General features: G+C 73.2%; 10 protein-coding genes and 4 pseudogenes. 6 read left to right on the forward strand and 8 right to left on the reverse strand.

The window, feature by feature from the left end; genetic code table 11:
• From B0E53_RS22335 to B0E53_RS22345, 3 genes and pseudogenes are all read left to right on the forward strand, one after another.
• Positions 1–534: pseudogene (locus B0E53_RS22335) on the forward strand (hypothetical protein); the annotation flags it as partial.
• Between the two features lie 17 nt (positions 535–551).
• Positions 552–1,415, forward strand: coding sequence for a sulfotransferase domain-containing protein (locus B0E53_RS22340; protein ID WP_107077852.1), 864 nt, complete (start codon positions 552–554; stop codon positions 1,413–1,415).
• Positions 1,412–2,806, forward strand: a pseudogene (locus B0E53_RS22345) (polysaccharide biosynthesis C-terminal domain-containing protein); the annotation flags it as partial. The gene B0E53_RS22340 and the pseudogene B0E53_RS22345, both read left to right, overlap by 4 nt.
• Before the next feature lie 78 nt (positions 2,807–2,884).
• On the opposite strand, the pseudogene B0E53_RS22350 reads toward B0E53_RS22345, so the two are convergent.
• The 3 genes and pseudogenes from B0E53_RS22350 to B0E53_RS22360 all read right to left on the reverse strand — a co-directional run.
• Positions 2,885–4,159: pseudogene (locus tag B0E53_RS22350) on the reverse strand (MFS transporter); the annotation flags it as partial.
• A 109-nt stretch (positions 4,160–4,268) separates the two neighbouring features.
• The gene (locus tag B0E53_RS22355) at positions 4,269–5,279 is read right to left on the reverse strand and encodes a S1 family peptidase (protein ID WP_107077853.1); all 1,011 of its coding nucleotides are present in this window, start codon (positions 5,277–5,279) and stop codon (positions 4,269–4,271) included.
• A gap of 112 nt (positions 5,280–5,391) precedes the next feature.
• On the reverse strand, positions 5,392–5,865 hold the full coding sequence (locus tag B0E53_RS22360; RefSeq protein ID WP_107077854.1) for a helix-turn-helix domain-containing protein: 474 nt from the start codon (positions 5,863–5,865) through the stop codon (positions 5,392–5,394).
• A gap of 56 nt (positions 5,866–5,921) precedes the next feature.
• Between B0E53_RS22360 and B0E53_RS22365 the strand changes: the two are divergent.
• Positions 5,922–6,304 (forward strand): annotated as a pseudogene (locus tag B0E53_RS22365) (PaaI family thioesterase).
• A gap of 22 nt (positions 6,305–6,326) precedes the next feature.
• Here B0E53_RS22365 and B0E53_RS22370 read toward each other — a convergent pair.
• The 3 genes from B0E53_RS22370 to B0E53_RS22380 all read right to left on the reverse strand — a co-directional run bounded on the left by B0E53_RS22370 (position 6,327) and on the right by B0E53_RS22380 (position 9,458).
• Positions 6,327–7,262, reverse strand: a complete 936-nt coding sequence (locus B0E53_RS22370; protein ID WP_107077855.1) for an acyl-ACP desaturase — start codon at positions 7,260–7,262, stop codon at positions 6,327–6,329.
• Between the two features lie 51 nt (positions 7,263–7,313).
• Positions 7,314–8,654: a histidine--tRNA ligase gene (hisS, locus tag B0E53_RS22375; protein ID WP_107077856.1), complete on the reverse strand. Its 1,341-nt coding sequence runs from the start codon at positions 8,652–8,654 to the stop codon at positions 7,314–7,316.
• An 84-nt stretch (positions 8,655–8,738) separates the two neighbouring features.
• A complete protein-coding gene (locus tag B0E53_RS22380) occupies positions 8,739–9,458 on the reverse strand; it encodes an MBL fold metallo-hydrolase (RefSeq protein ID WP_107077857.1) in 720 nt (239 codons plus the stop codon).
• Positions 9,459–9,717: 259 nt separating this feature from the next.
• On the opposite strand from B0E53_RS22380, the gene B0E53_RS22385 reads away from it, so the two are divergent.
• Both B0E53_RS22385 and B0E53_RS22390 read left to right on the forward strand, forming a co-directional pair.
• Positions 9,718–10,587: a peptidylprolyl isomerase gene (locus tag B0E53_RS22385; protein WP_107077858.1), complete on the forward strand. Its 870-nt coding sequence runs from the start codon at positions 9,718–9,720 to the stop codon at positions 10,585–10,587.
• A gap of 66 nt (positions 10,588–10,653) precedes the next feature.
• Entirely contained in the window at positions 10,654–11,493 is an 840-nt protein-coding gene (locus B0E53_RS22390) for a peptidylprolyl isomerase (RefSeq protein ID WP_107077861.1), read from the forward strand.
• 73 nt (positions 11,494–11,566) lie between these two features.
• Here B0E53_RS22390 and B0E53_RS22395 read toward each other — a convergent pair whose 3' ends face one another.
• Positions 11,567–14,014, reverse strand: a complete 2,448-nt coding sequence (locus tag B0E53_RS22395) for a bifunctional (p)ppGpp synthetase/guanosine-3',5'-bis(diphosphate) 3'-pyrophosphohydrolase (protein ID WP_210406176.1) — start codon at positions 14,012–14,014, stop codon at positions 11,567–11,569.
• 258 nt (positions 14,015–14,272) lie between these two features.
• The gene (locus B0E53_RS22400; RefSeq protein WP_107077860.1) at positions 14,273–14,839 is read right to left on the reverse strand and encodes an adenine phosphoribosyltransferase; all 567 of its coding nucleotides are present in this window, start codon (positions 14,837–14,839) and stop codon (positions 14,273–14,275) included.
• Positions 14,840–15,040 lie beyond the last annotated feature (201 nt).

The raw sequence follows: 15,040 nt of genomic DNA on the forward strand, positions 1-15,040 counted from the left end.
GGCTGTCTGGGCGTACGCCGGCGGTCGTGGGCGGGGAGCGACCACGCGGCCCGGCTGGCCGACGCGGTGGACGCGCTCGGCGCGCGGCCGGAGGCCGGGCGGCTGCGCGCGGCGCTCAAGACGGTCGCGGACCTGGACCCGACGGTGGCCTTCGGCGCCTGGCACGGCGACTGGAACGGCGGCAACAGCGCGGTGCTGGCCGACGGCCGGGTGCTGGTCTGGGACTGGGAGCGGTTCGAGGCGGACGTGCCGGTCGGCTACGACGAGCTGCACCGGGCGGTGCAGACCGCGATCGGTAACGACGGGGTCGAGCCGGTCGAGGCCGCGCGGGCGCTGATCGCCGGGGCGGACCGCGCGCTCGCGCCGTTCGATTCCGACGGCCGGGGCGCCGACCTGGTCGCCGTGCTCTACCTGGTTGAGCTGGCGGCCCGCTATCTGCGGGACCGGCAGGCGGAGGCGGGTGCGCGACTGGGGCACGTCGACACCTGGCTGCTGCCCGCCGTGGAGGAACACCTGGCCCGTCGGGCCCGGTGAGAGTGAGGAGTGGGGACGTGACGCTGGCCAAGGAGCAGGCGCTCCGCGCGGTGAAGTCGGTGAGCCGGACGGTCGGTCGGCTCACCGCCGGGTCGCGGATGGTGCCGGGATTCCTGATCGTGGGGGCGCAGCGCTGCGGCACCACCTCGCTGTTCAAGACGCTCTCCCAGCACCCGGGGGTGCTGCCGCCCGCCTACCACAAGGGCGTGCACTACTTCGACGTGGACTACCGCCGGGGGATGAACTGGTACCTCGGGCACTTCCCCACGACGGCCAAGGCGGAGGCGGTGAAGGAGCAGGTCGGCGTACGCGGGATCACCGGCGAGTCGAGCCCGTACTACATGTTCCACCCGCTGGCCGCGCAGCGGATCGCCAAGGACCTGCCCTCGGTGAAGCTGCTGGTGCTGCTCCGCGATCCGGTGGAGCGGGCCTACTCGGCGCACTCCCACGAGCTGGCCCGGGGCTACGAGACCGAGCCGGACTTCGAGCGGGCGCTGGCACTGGAGGCGGAGCGGACGGCGGGTGAGCGGGAGCGGATGACCGCTGACCAGACGTACGCCAGCCACCACCTGCAGCACAACGCGTACCTGGCCCGGGGGCGGTACATCGAGCAGGTGGAGCGGCTGGAGGCGCTGGTCGGCCGGGAGCGGCTGCACGTGATCGACAGCGACGACTTCTTCGCCGACCCGCGACCCTCCTTCGACGCGGTCTGCGACTTCCTCCGCCTGCCCCGGTGGGCGGACATCGCCTTCGGCAAGCACAACTCGCGGTCCCGCTCGCCGATGTCGGCGGAGCTGCGGGCGCGGCTGGAGGACCACTTCGCCCCGTACGACGAGCGGCTGGCCACCTGGTGGGGACGCGTGCCGTCGTGGCGGCGGTGACCCGGGCGGACGCCGGCGGCACCCCGACGCTCACCGCACCGGCCGGCGGGTCCGGCGCCGCCGGCGGACCCGGCGCGGGCCTGGGCGGCGCGGCCCGGCAGGGCTTCGCCAACCTGGTCGGGGTGGGCCTGGCGGCGGTGGCCGGCTTCGGGCTGAACATCGTCATCGCCCGGGGCTGGTCGGTCCGCGAGGCCGGCATGTTCTTCGCGGCCACCAGCGCCTTCATGATCGCCGCGTCGGCGGCGCGGCTCGGCACCGACGTGGGGACCGTCTACTTCGTCAGCCGGCACCGGACCCTCGACCAGCGGGACCGGATCCGCGGCACGATCCTGGCCGGGCTGCTGCCGGTGCTGGCGGTCGGCGCGCTGCTCGGCCTGGCCGGCTGGCTGGCCGCCCCGGCCCTGGCCGAGGCCACCATGCCGGAGGCCGGCCCCGGCGCCGTGACCGCGCTGCGCATCCTGCTGGCGTTCGTGCCGCTGGCCGCGCTGAACGACTACGCGCTCGCCGCCTGCCGCGGCTTCGGCCAGATGCGGCCGCTGCTCACCGTGGAACGGCTCGGCCGCACCCTGGTGCAGTTCCTGGCCGTGGCGGTGGCCGCCTGGCTCGGGCTCTCCGCCACCGTCGCGCTGCCGCTGGCCTGGGTGGTGCCCTACCTGCTCGCCGCGGCGGTCGCGCTGGCCTGGCTGGGCCGGCTGGTCCGCCGGGCCGGCCGGCAGGTGACCCGACCGGTGCCGACGGGCGAGCTGGTCGGGCCGTTCTGGCGGTTCACCGGGCCGCGCGCGGTCAGCAGCCTGGCCGCGATCGTGGTGCAGCGAATGGACATCGTGCTGCTCAGCGCCCTGCGCGGGCCGGCCGACGCGGCGATCTACACGGCGGCGACCCGGTTCCTGGCGCTCGGTCAGCTCTCCAGCGTCGCGCTCTCCAGTTCGGTGCAGCACCGGCTGGCGGCCGCCTTCGCCCGCGACGACCGGGCCGAGGCGCGGCAGCTCTACCAGGCGGCGACCGGGTGGCTGGTGCTGCTCTCCTGGCCGGCGTACCTGCTCTTCGCGGCGTTCGCCACGCCGATGCTGGCGCTGTTCGGCTCCGGCTACGGCGACGGCCACCGGGTGGTGCTGCTGCTCGCGCTGACCATGCTGGTGGCCACCGGCTGCGGCATGGTCGACATGGTGCTGAACATGGCCGGCCGGACCGCCTGGACCTTCTACAACGCGATGGCCGGCACGGTGCTCAACGTGGTCGCCAACCTCCTGCTCATTCCGCGCTACGGCATCCTCGGCGCCGCCCTGGCCTGGACCGTCTCCATCCTGGTCACCAACCTGGTGCCGCTGGGCCAGCTCTGGTGGTCGATGCGGCTGCACCCGTTCGGTGCCGGCGCCCGGGCCGCGATGGCGCTGGCCGTCGCCGCGTTCGGCCTGCCGCTCGGGGTGGACGGTGTAGGAGACGGTGACCAGCACCGGGCCGCCGCGCGGGTGCGGCTCCAGCGCCAGGTGCGGCTCGGGCCAGTAGATCGCCGGGTCGCGGTCCACGCCCCGGGTCTCGCGCAGCGGCCAGAGCAGCACGCTGAGCGCGCCGACCGCCATCACCACGGCGGCCGCGGTGAGCGCCCCGACCAGGCCGGTGAGCTCACCGAGCGCGCCCCAGGCGACCGCGCCGAGCGCCTGCCCGCCGGCGAAGACCATCTGGTAGACCGACAGGCCGCGGGCGCGTACCCAGCCGGGGAGGAAGAGCTGCATGGCGGCGTTGACGCTGGACAGCACGGTCATCCAGGCCAGGCCGGCGGGCACCAGTGTGGCCACCGCCACGGCCGGCGCCAGCGCGAGCACCAGCAGCACCCCGGCGTAGAGGAGGCCGGCGAGGAGCAGCAGCCGGTTGGTGGAGAGCACCCGGCGGACCCGGGGCAGGACGAGGGCGCCGGCCACCGCACCGACGCCGAGCGCGCCGAGCAGCACGCCGTACCCGCCGGCGCCCAGGCCGAGCCGGCGGCTGGCGACCAGCGGCAGCAGCGCCCACAGCGCGCTGCCCGGCACCACGAACACGGCGGCCCGCAGCAGGATCCGGCGGACCACCGGGGAGTGCCGCACGTACCGGCCGCCGGCACGCAGCGCCGCGGTGAACCGTTCCGGCGTGGGCTCGGTCTCCGGCCGCTCGGGCCGCCAGCGCAGCAGCGCCAGCGCGAAGATCGCGAACGAGACGGCGTTGACCGCGAAGACCACCGCGACGCCGGCCCGCGCCACCAGCACGCCGGCCACCGCGGGCCCCACCGAGCGGGCCAGGTTGACGCTGATCGAGCCGAGCGCCGCGGCGGAGACGAGCTGCGCCCGGGGCACGAGCTCGGGGATCACCGCCTGCCAGGCCGGCAGGGTGAGCGCCTGCCCGACGCCGAGGCCGAAGGTGAGGGTGAGCAGCAGGGCCGGCGGCATCCGGTCGGCCACGGTCAGCGCGGTGAGCAGGACGCCGACCGCGACCAGGAAACCCTGCACGGCGATCAGCAGCCGCCGCCGGTCGAAGGTGTCGGCGAGGGCGCCGGCCGGCAGGGCCAGCAGCAGCACCGGCAGCATGCTGGCGGTCTGCACCAGCGAGACCAGGGTCGGCGCGTTGGGCCGGTCCACCAGCAGCCACTGGGCGCCGACGGTCTGCATCCAGGTGCCGACGTTGCTGGCCAGCACCGCCAGCCACAGGCCGCGGAACGCGGCGATCCGCAGCGGCGCCCAGGCGGACGCGGGCTGCGCGGTCGGGGTGGTCATGGGGGCGCTCACCGGGCGGAACGTACCCCGCCGGACGGCGGTCAGTCCGGTGATCCACGAACGCGGAACGGGCCGCCGGTCGCCCGGCGGCCCGTTCCCGTGCCCGGGATCAGAAGACGCTGACGCCGTAGACGCTCAGCGGCTCGGTGACCGGCTGGAAGTAGGTGGTGCCGCCGGAGGTGCAGTTGCCGCTGCCGCCGGAGGTGAGGCCGAGCGCGGTGCTGCCGGAGAAGAGCGAGCCGCCGCTGTCGCCGCCCTCGGCGCAGACGGTGGTCCGGATCAGGCCGGAGACGCTGCCCTCGGCGTAGTTCACGGTGGCGTTGAGGGCGGTCACCGAGCCACTGCGCAGGCCGGTGGTGCTGCCGCTGCGCCGCACGCTCTGGCCGACGTACGCGTTGCCGGCCGTGGTGATGTCCTGGTAGCTGCCGTTGTAGAGGTAGACGTTCCCGGTCGCGTTGGCCGAGTTGCTGTGCCGGACGATGCCGTAGTCGTTGCCCGGGAAGCTGGTGCCGGCCCGGGTGCCCAGCACGGAGGTCTGGCTGGAGTTCGAGTACCAGGTCGAGCCGAGGTTGGTGCAGTGCCCGGCGGTGAGGAAGTAGTAGACGCCGGAGCTGCTGCGGACGTTGAAGCCGAGCGAGCAGCGGTAGCCACCGGTGTAGATGGCCTGGCCGCCGGAGATGCGGGTGGTCAGCACGCCGGGCTCGGCCTCGATCCGGACCGTGCCGCCGGTACGCGCGGCGGCGGCCTTGACCCGCTCCAGCTTGGCGCCGGTGACGGTGCTGTCCACCGAGACGACGACCTGGTTGGTGGCCGGGTCGGTCCACCAGGCGGTCCCCGGGATCTTGGCGGACTTCTCCAGCTCCGCCGTGGCGGCGCGGAGCTTGTCGGCGCCCCGGGTGACGAGCTTCGGCGTGGCGCCGGCGGCGCGGACCTGGCGGGCGGCCGCGGCGTCGGTCACCGCGACGACCATGGTGCCGCTGCTGTCGGCGTACGTGCCGGCGGCCCGGTCGCCGAGCTTCGTGGCGAGGGCGGCGGCGGCGTCGGGCGAGGCGGGCGAGGCGGGGACGCGCCCGGGGACAACCCGGCCGACCTGGGGAAACCGGCCGGGTGACCAAAGTATTCACATATTTAAGATCATAGGCAAGACATGCCTTTGCCCGAATTCGCACGGCCGCTCGATGTAACCGCGAAGCAACATCCCTGACACCGACTGTCAGAGCCGGCCGCCGCGCTCAGGCGCGGCGGCGGGCGCCCGGGCCCGGGCGCGGCACCACGTCGCGCGGGTCGGTCACCTCGTGACCCTCGGCGCAGCGCAGCGCCACCCCGACCTCGGCGGCGCAGCCGCGGTGGGCGACGGTCAACGGCGAGCCGTCCGGGTCGGCCAGGTAGCGGTCGCCCCAGCCGAGCACCGCCACCAGCACCGGCCAGAGGTCGAGCCCCTTGTCGGTGAGCCGGTACTCGTGCCGCAGCCGGCTGCCCGGCTCCCGGTACGGCTCCCGGCGCAGCACCCCCTGCTCGACCAGCATGGCCAGCCGGTTGGCGAGCACCTGCCGGGGAATGCCGGTACGCACCCGCATGTCGTCGAAGCGGCCCACGCCGTTGAAGACCTCGCGGAGCACGACCAGGGTCCACCGCTCGCCGAGGATCTCCATGGCGCGGGCGATGGTGCAGTTCTCCACCGACCAGTCCAGTGCCGCGGGTCTCATGCCGACCAGGCTAGGTCTGATTGACAGACTCAGCAACGCGCTGCGAGGCTGAGTCCATGACGCAGACGCAGGAGCGCAGCCGCACCTTCACCTGGTCCGACCCGGTCGCCGGGGCCGCGCACATCGGCCGGCGCAGCGGCCTGGAGCTGCTCCGCGCGATGATCGCCGGGGAGTCCTCTCCACGCTGCTGGACACCGCCGCCGCCTGCGCCGTGCACACCACCCTGCCGGCCGGCGTCGGCTACACCTCGCTGGACCTGAACGTGAAGTTCCTCCGCCCGGTCACGGTCGCCAGCGGCACCCTGCGCTGCGAGGGCACGGTGCTCCAGAGCGGCCGCCGGACCGCCCTGGCCGAGGCGCGGCTGACCGACGCGAAGGGCCGACTGATCGCCCACGCCACGTCGAGCTGCCTGCTCTTCCCCCTCGACCAGCCCGCCTGAGCCCGCCCGCCCGGGCCCGCCGTCAGCGGATGGCGGCGAGGCGGGCGGCGCGGGCGTCCCGCTTCTCCTCGAAGCGGGACGCCTGGGTCTCCAGCGTGTCCAGGTGGGCGGCGATCTCGTCGCGGGCGGCCTCGCCGTCGGCGTCCAGGCCGGTGGCCTCGAACAGGTTCCACTGGCGCAGCACCGGGACCACCACCTCGTCCCGGTGCTGGCGCAGGTCGTAGATTCCGGCCAGGGCGATCGCCACCGACTTGCGGGCGAAGCCGTCGATGCCGACGCCCGGCATCTGGAAGTCGGCCAGCACGTCGGCGACGGCCCGCATGGCCTGGCTCGGGGCCAGCTCGATGGCGGCGCCGAGCAGGTTGCGGTAGAAGACCATGTGCAGGTTCTCGTCGGCCGCCACCCGGGCCAGCAGGGCCTCGCAGGCCGGGTCGCCGGTCGCCCGGCCGGTGTTGCGGTGCGAGATCCGGGTGGCCAGTTCCTGGAACGAGACGTACGCCAGCGAGTGCAGCACCTCGTCGTCGTGGGTGTTGACGTAGCCCGCCGACATGTGGGTCATCCGGGCCCGCTCCAGGGCCACCGGGTCGACCGCCCGGGTCACCGTCAGGTAGTCCCGGATCGCCGTGCCGTGCCGCCCCTCCTCCGCGGTCCACCGGTGCACCCAGGTCCCCCACGCGCCGTCCCGCCCGAACAGCGTCGCGATCTCGTGGTGGTACGAGGGCAGGTTGTCCTCGGTGAGCAGGTTGACGATCAGCGCGGTCCGGGCCACCTCGGGCAGGGTCGAGTCGCCCTCCGTCCAGGGCTCACCGCCGAGCGGGCCGTCGAAGGTCCGCCCCTCGCTCCACGGCACGTACTCGTGCGGGAACCACTCCTTGGCCAGCGACAGGTGCCGGTCGAGGTTCTTCTCGACCACGGGTTCGAGCTCGCGGAGCAGAGCGGTCTGGCTGAGCACGGTCACAACGATCTCCCTACGGTGGCGTAACTTACGCTACCGTAGGTCCAATCGTCGTCAGGCGCCAGCGGTCGCGGGTCCGACCAGCGGTTTCAGGTCGGCCCGGGGCGGGGTCCACTCCCCCGCCGCGGCGGCCACCTGCTCGCCCGAGCGAATGTCCTTCACCTCGTCGCCCTCGGCCCCCGGGAACCAGACGTACGGGATGCCGCGCCGCTCGGCGTACCGGATCTGCTTGCCGAACTTGGCCGCGCTCGGCGACACCTCGGTCGGGATGCCCCGGGAGCGCAGCGCCTCGGCGACCCGGTTGCTGGCCGGCCGCTCCTCCTCGGCGCTCACCGCGACCAGCACGCAGGTCGGCACGTCCCGGGAGACCGACAGCGCGCCCGCGCCGAAGAGCAGGCCCAGCAGCCGGGTCACCCCGATGGAGATGCCCACCCCGGGGAAGCGGGCGTTGCCGGCGCTGGCCAGGTTGTCGTACCGGCCGCCGGAACAGACCGAGCCGAACCGCTCGTAACCGATCATCTGCGTCTCGTAGACGGTGCCCGTGTAGTAGTCCAGGCCGCGGGCGATCCGCAGGTCGGCCACGCAGAGGCCCGGCGCGTGCGCGGCGGCCGTCTCCACCACGGCGGTCAGCTCCGCGATGCCCTCGTCCAGCAGCGGGTCGGTCACCCCGAGGGCGCGGACCGCGTCGGCGAACGAGGCGTCCGGCGCGGAGATCTCGGCCAGCGACAGGCACGCCTTGGCCTGCGCCTCGCTCGCCCCGGCGGTCTCCGCCAGCAGCTCGGCCACCTTCGCCGGGCCGATCTTGTCGAGCTTGTCGACCGCGCGCAGCGCCGCCTCCGGGTCGGTCAGCCCGACGCCCCGGTAGAAGCCCTCGCAGATCTTGCGGTTGTTCACCTGGATCCGCACCGGCGGGATCGGCAGCGAGCGCAGCGCGTCGCCGATCACCAGCGGCATCTCGGCCTCGTAGTGGGCCGGCAGGGTGTCCCGGTCGACGATGTCGATGTCGGCCTGGAGGAACTCCCGGTAGCGCCCCTCCTGCGGGCGCTCACCCCGCCACACCTTCTGGATCTGGTAGCGGCGGAACGGGAACTGCAGCTTGCCGGCGTTCTCCAGCACGTAGCGGGCGAACGGCACGGTCAGGTCGAAGTGCAGGCCGAGGGCGTCGTCGCCGGCCGGACCGTCGGTGTCGGCCTGGAGCCGGCGCAGCACGTAGACCTCCTTCGAGGTCTCCCCCTTGCGCAGCAGCTGGTCGAGGGGCTCGACCGAGCGGGTCTCCAGCGGCGCGAAGCCGTACAGCTCGAAGGTGGCGCGGATCCGGTCGAGCACGAACTGCTCGATCATCCGCTGCGCGGGCGTCCACTCCGGGAAGCCGGAGATGGGCGTGGGCTTGCTCATGGCGTACTCCCTTGGCAGCCGCGCGCTGCGCGGCAGAGTCTCCTTGCGTCCCGCGCGTACCGCGCGGGGAGGTCGTGGGTGCGGCTACAGGCCGCGGGTCGGCGCCGCCGGGCGCGCGCCGCCGATCCCCGACACCTCGACGAGGTACGGGTTGGTCGCGCGCTCGCGGCCGATGGTGGTCTGCGGGCCGTGGCCGGGCAGGACGACCGTGTCGTCGGCCAGCGGGAGGACCTTCTCCCGGAGGCTGGCCAGCATGCGGGGCATGCTGCCGCCCGGTAGGTCGGTGCGGCCGATCGAGCCGGCGAAGAGCACGTCACCGGAGAGGCAGATCTGCTCGGCCTCCCAGGGCGAGCCGGCGCCGGGCATCCGGAACAGCACCGACCCGCCGGTATGGCCGGGGGCGTGGTCGACGGTGATCTCCAACCCGGCCAGCGACAGGGTCGCGCCGTCGGTCAGCTCCGCCACGTCCTCCGGCTCGGCGTAGGGCAGCCGCCCGCCGAAGAGCTGGGTGAGGTCCATCGAGAGCGCCTTGGCCGGGTCGGCCAGCAGCTCCCGGTCCTCCGGGTGGACGTAGGCGGGGATGCCCCGCGCGCCGCAGACCGGGGCCACCGAGAAGGTGTGGTCGAGGTGGCCGTGGGTGAGCAGCACGGCGGCCGGGTGCAGGCGGTGCTCGGCGAGCACGGCGTCGAGCCGGTCGAGCACCCCGATGCCGGGGTCGACCACCACGCACTGCTCCCCCGGCGCGGTCGCCACCACGTAGCAGTTGGTGCCGAAGGCGTCCGCGGGAAAGCCGGCCACGAGCACGTCCGCTCCCCTTCCGTCCGGTCGTCGTCCCTGTCAGCAGCCTAGTCGCACCGCCCACCGGGTTTCGCCGACCACCGGCCCCAGGGGCCCCGCCGGGCACAGTGACAACGCCCGATAAGCCGAGGCCGGACCTCGTACACCACATTCCCAGCCGGTACCCGTACACTCTGGCGGGCGTGTGGCGTGGCGCACCCTCCCAGCGGACGGGCGGGCAGCGCCCGGCGCCGGCCAGAACCAGGGTAGAGGGAGGGGAGCACGGGTGGCTTCCAGCAGGGACCGGCAGCGCAAACTGGCGCGGGCCAAGCTCGACCGGCAGCTCGCCCGGCGGGCCGCGGCCGCGAAGCGCCGCCGGCAGATCCAGGCCGGTGTCGGCGCCGCCGTGGTGCTCGCGCTGATCGTGGTCGGTTCGGCCTGGGCGCTCGGCGCCTTCGACTCCGAGCCGAAGAAGCAGGCCACCGAGGACACCTGCCTCTGGACCCCGCAGGACGCCACGGCCAACACCAACCTCAAGGACGTGGGCACCCCGCCCACCACCGGCCTGCCCACCGCCGGCACCCGCACCATGACGGTCACCACCAACCAGGGCGGCCCGATCACCGCCGACCTGGACCTGGCCGCCGCCCCGTGCGGCGCGGCGAGCATCTCGTTCCTGGCCGGCAAGTCGTTCTACGACAACACCAAGTGCCACGAGATCACCACCGAGGGGGCGCTGCGCTGCGGCGACCCGAGCGGCAGCGGCATCGGCGGCCCGGCCTACTCGTTCTACAACGAGAACGTCCCCACCGCGCCGGAGGCCAGCCCCTCCGCGTCGCCGGCGCCGGCGCAGCCCCCGGCGTATCCGAAGGGCACGGTCGCCATGATCGGCAACCCGCCCGGCAGCAACGGCAGCCAGTTCCTGATTTTCTTCAAGGACTTCAACCCGCCCACCCCGGGCTACACCGTCGTCGGCAAGGTCACCGGCGGCCTCGACGTGGTCGAGAAGATCGGTGCCCTGCCGACCGTGGACAATGGGAGCGGGGCCAAGGTCAAGCCGAAGACGGACGTGGTGATCCAGAGCCTCACCGTCGGCGAGCCGAACGCCGCGCCGGCCGCCACGAGCGCGCCGGCGGCGAGCCCCAGCGCCGGCTGACCCGGCCCGCCCCACCCTGAGCAGCGGCGAGCACCGCCGTACCCGAGAAGCATGTGAGGAGTGACCGTGACGTCCACGAGAGAGCGGCAACGCGCGGCGGCGCGGGCCCGCCTCGAGCGGGAGATGGCCGAGCGCGCCGCCAAGGCCCGCAAGCGCCGGCAGACCCAGGCCATCGTCGGCGCCGCGGCCGTGCTGGTGCTCGTCGTGGCCGGCACCGTCTGGCTCGCCACCTCGCTCGGCGGTGACGACAAGAAGCAGAACACCGCCGGCGGCGACGGGTTCTCCCAGTGCGCGTTCACCGAGGTCCCCAAGGAGGGGCGCTCGAAGCAGATCAAGGACGTCGGGCTGCCCACGACGCAGCAGGCCAACAAGGGCACCCAGACCATGACGATCGACACCAACCTGGGCCCGATCACCGCCAAGATCGACCGCGCCAAGGTGCCCTGCACGGCGGGCAGCTTCACCCACCTGGCCAGCAAGGGCTTCTTCGACAACACCAAATGCCACCGGCTCGTCACCGAGGGCATCAAGGTGCTCCAGTGCGGCGACCCGAGCGCGTCCGGCAAGGGCTGGCGGGAGACCGACGGCACCGGCGGCCCGAGCTACAACCTGGCCGAGGAGAATCTGCCCACCGACAAGCGGCCCCCCTACCCGGAGGGCGTCATCGCGATGGCCAACTCCGGCCAGCAGGGCAGCACCGGCAGCCAGTTCTTCATCGTGTACGGCGACTCCCAGCTCGACCCGAACTACACCGTGCTGGGCACGATCACCGGCGGCATGGACCTGGTGAAGCAGGTCGCCGCGGCCGGTGACGACGGCGCCTTCGCCCAGCAGGCCGGTGGCGGTCACCCGAAGAAGGAGATCGTCATCAACAAGCTCAGCATGAGCGACATCCAGGGCGGCTGACCCCCGCTTGTACGGCGCGAAAGCGCCCGCCGGCTGACCGCCGGCGGGCGCTTTTTCCGTGTTCGGGGCCGGCTCAGGCGCCCGAGGTGACCCGGTAGGCGTCGAAGACGCCGTCGACCTTGCGAACCGCGGCCAGCAGGTGCCCCAGGTGCTTCGGGTCCGCCATCTCGAAGCTGAACCGGCTCACCGCCACCCGGTCCCGGGTGGTGGTGACGGTCGCGGAGAGGATGTTGACCCGCTCTTCGGAGAGCACCCGGGTGACGTCGGCCAGCAGCTTGTGCCGATCGAGGGCCTCCACCTGGATGGCCACCAGGAAGGTCGAGGCGGAGGTGAGCTTCCAGCTCACCTCGACCACCCGCTCGCTCTGCGCCCGCAGGTCCTCGGCGTTGGCGCAGTCGTCCCGGTGCACGCTCACCCCGCCGGAGCGGGTGACGAAGCCGAACACCGCGTCCGGCGGCACCGGGGTGCAGCAGCGGGCCAGCTTGATCCAGACGTCGCTGACGCCCCGGACCACCACGCCCGGGTCGGCGCTGCTCTGCCGGCTGCGCGGCGGCCGGGTAGCGACGGCGGTCTCGGCCATGTCCTCCGCCGCGCCCTCCTCGCCGCCGTAGGCGGCCATCAGCTTCTGCACCACCGACTGGGCGGAGACCTGGCTGTCGCCGACCGCCGCGTAGAGCGAGGCCACGTCGGCCAGGTGCAGGTCCCGGGCGATCGCCATGAGCGCGTCCGAGGTGAGCATCCGCTGCAGCGGCATGCCCTGCTTGCGCATCGCCTTGACGATCGAGTCCTTGCCGGCCTCGATCGCCTCCTCCCGCCGCTCCTTGTTGAAGTACTGGCGGATCTTGGTGCGGGCGCGCGGGCTCTTGACGAAGCCGAGCCAGTCCTGCGTCGGGCCGGCCGTGTCGGACTTCGAGGTGAAGATCTCGATCACGTCGCCGTTGGAGAGCGTCGACTCCAGCGGCACCAGCTTGCCGTTGACCCGGGCGCCGATGCACTTGTGCCCGACCTCGGTGTGCACCGCGTACGCGAAGTCCACCGGCGTCGACCCGGTCGGCAGCGGGATGACGTCACCCTTCGGGGTGAAGACGTACACCTCCTGGCTGGACAGGTCGAACCGGAGCGCGTCGAGGAACTCGCTCGGGTCGGCCGCCTCGCGCTGCCAGTCCAGCAGCTGGCGCAGCCAGGTCATCTCGTCGATGTGCGCCGGCGGGCCGACCACCGGGGTGCCCTTGTGCTCCTTGTACTTCCAGTGCGCGGCGATGCCGAACTCGGCCGTGCGGTGCATCGCGTAGGTGCGGATCTGCATCTCCACCGGCTTGCCGGTGGGCCCGATGACCGTCGTGTGCAACGACTGGTACATGTTGAACTTGGGCATGGCGATGTAGTCCTTGAACCGGCCCGGCACCGGCTGCCAGTTGGCGTGGATGACGCCCAGCGCCGCGTAGCAGTCCCGCACCGTGTCGACCAGGATCCGCACCCCGACCAGGTCGTAGATGTCGTTGAAGTCGCGCCCCCGCACGATCATCTTCTGGTAGATCGAGTAGAGGTGCTTCGGCCGGCCGGTGGTCTCCGCCTTGATCTTGGCGGCCTTCAGGTCGGTGGACACCTTCTGGGTCACCTGGCGCAGCAGCGCCTCGCGCTGCGGCTGGTGCTCGCCGATCAGCCGGTTGATCTCCTCGAACCGCTTCGGGAACAGGGTGCCGAAGGCGAGATCCTCCAGCTCCCACTTGATGGTGTTCATACCGAGGCGGTGGGCCAGCGGGGCGAGGATCTCCAGCGTCTCCTTGGCCTTCTGCTCCTGCTTGGGGCGGGGCAGGAAGGTCAGGGTACGCATGTTGTGCAGCCGGTCGGCCAGCTTGATCACCAGGACCCGCGGGTCCTTGGCCATGGCCACGACCATCTTGCGGATCGTCTCCGCCTTGGCCGCGTCGCCCAGCTTGACCTTGTCGAGCTTGGTGACGCCGTCGACCAGCAGGGCCACCTCGCCGCCGAAGTCGGCGCGCATCTGGTCGAGGGTGTATTCGGTGTCCTCGATCGTGTCGTGCAGCAGCGCCGCGACCAGCGTGGTGGTGTCCATACCCAGGTTGGCCAGGATGGTCGCCACCGCGAGCGGGTGGGTGATGTAGGGGTCACCGGACTTGCGGTACTGACCCGAGTGCCAGCGCGCGGCCGTGTCGAAGGCGCGCTGGAGCAGCCGGGCGTCGGCCTTGGGGTGGTTCTCGCGGTGGGTGGCGATCAGCGGCTCCAGCACCTCGCTGACCTGCGAGGTCTGCCAGGGCGCGTTGAACCGGGCCAGCCGGGCGCGCACCCTCCGGCCGGTCGGCGCGTTGGAGAGGGCGAAGCCGCCGCCGGGCGAGGGGTCCGCCGCCGCGTCGGTCGGGAACGGCACCACGACCGCGCCGCCGTCCGCCTGCCCGTCGGGCCCACTGCCGGAGCCGGTCACCCGGGCCGGCGGGTTGCCGCCGCTCCGCTCGGTCACCGAGCCGTCCGCGTCGCCTGTCGGGTGCACCGTGCCCTCCACCGGAGGGACGACATCGTGGGACACCGGCCTCCTCACCGCTCGCCGGGATGCGCCGGCCGTCCGGCCGACATCCTGTCCAACCGGCCGAGGGGCCGGAGTTGTTCCGCGCCGGTCACCGGGGGCCTCGCGGCCCCGGCGGCCCCGCACCGCCGGACGGTCACCCGCCCGGTCAAGCAAAGGGCAATGCTACCCGTACGCAGGGTACGCCGCCGCTCCGCCGGACGGACCCCGCCGGGTCGGCCCGACGGCTCGGATGGATCAAACGGTCAGCAGGGCATGGACCGGACGCGGGGCGAGCCGCTCCCGCCCCTTGAGGAAGCCCAACTCCATGAGCACCGTGAAGCCGGCCACCGTGCCGCCGGCCCGCTCCACCAGGTCGAGGGTGGCCTCGGCGGTGCCGCCGGTGGCGAGCACGTCGTCCAGGACGAGAACCCGGTGGCCGGCGGTGAAGGCGTCCTGGTGCACCTCCAGCGTCGCCTCGCCGTATTCCAGCGCGTAGGAGGCCGAGTGGGTGGCCCGGGGCAGCTTGCCGGCCTTGCGCACCGGCACCACGCCCACCCCGGTGGCGTACGCGACGGCCGCGGCCAGCACGAACCCGCGCGCCTCGATGCCGACCACCGCGTCGAACGAGTCCCGCCCGTGGTACGCGATGATCCCGTCGATCACCTCACGGAAGGCAGTGCCGTCGGCGAAGAGCGGCATCAGGTCCTTGAACATGACCCCGGGCTTCGGGAAGTCCGGCACGTCCAGCACCCGGCTGGCGACCAGTCGGGCGACCTCCGGGCCGCTGTCTCCCCGTACCCCGGTGGTGTGGGTCTCCGTCACGGTACGTCCCATGTCCTCTCGAACGACGGCGGCGTCCGTCATGCCGCTTTCACAGCATGGCGGACGCCGTCCGGTCGATCCCTACCGGGTGTGCGGTCAGCGGCGCTTCGCGCCACCGGGCCGGTTGCCCCCGCCGCCGGCGGGGCGCCCGCCCCGGGCGCCGCTGGGGCGCTTGCCGGCCGGCCGGGCGCCGACCTTCGG

The sequence above is a fragment of the Micromonospora sp. MH33 genome (genome assembly GCF_003013775.1).
Lineage (GTDB): Bacteria > Actinomycetota > Actinomycetes > Mycobacteriales > Micromonosporaceae > Micromonospora > Micromonospora fulviviridis.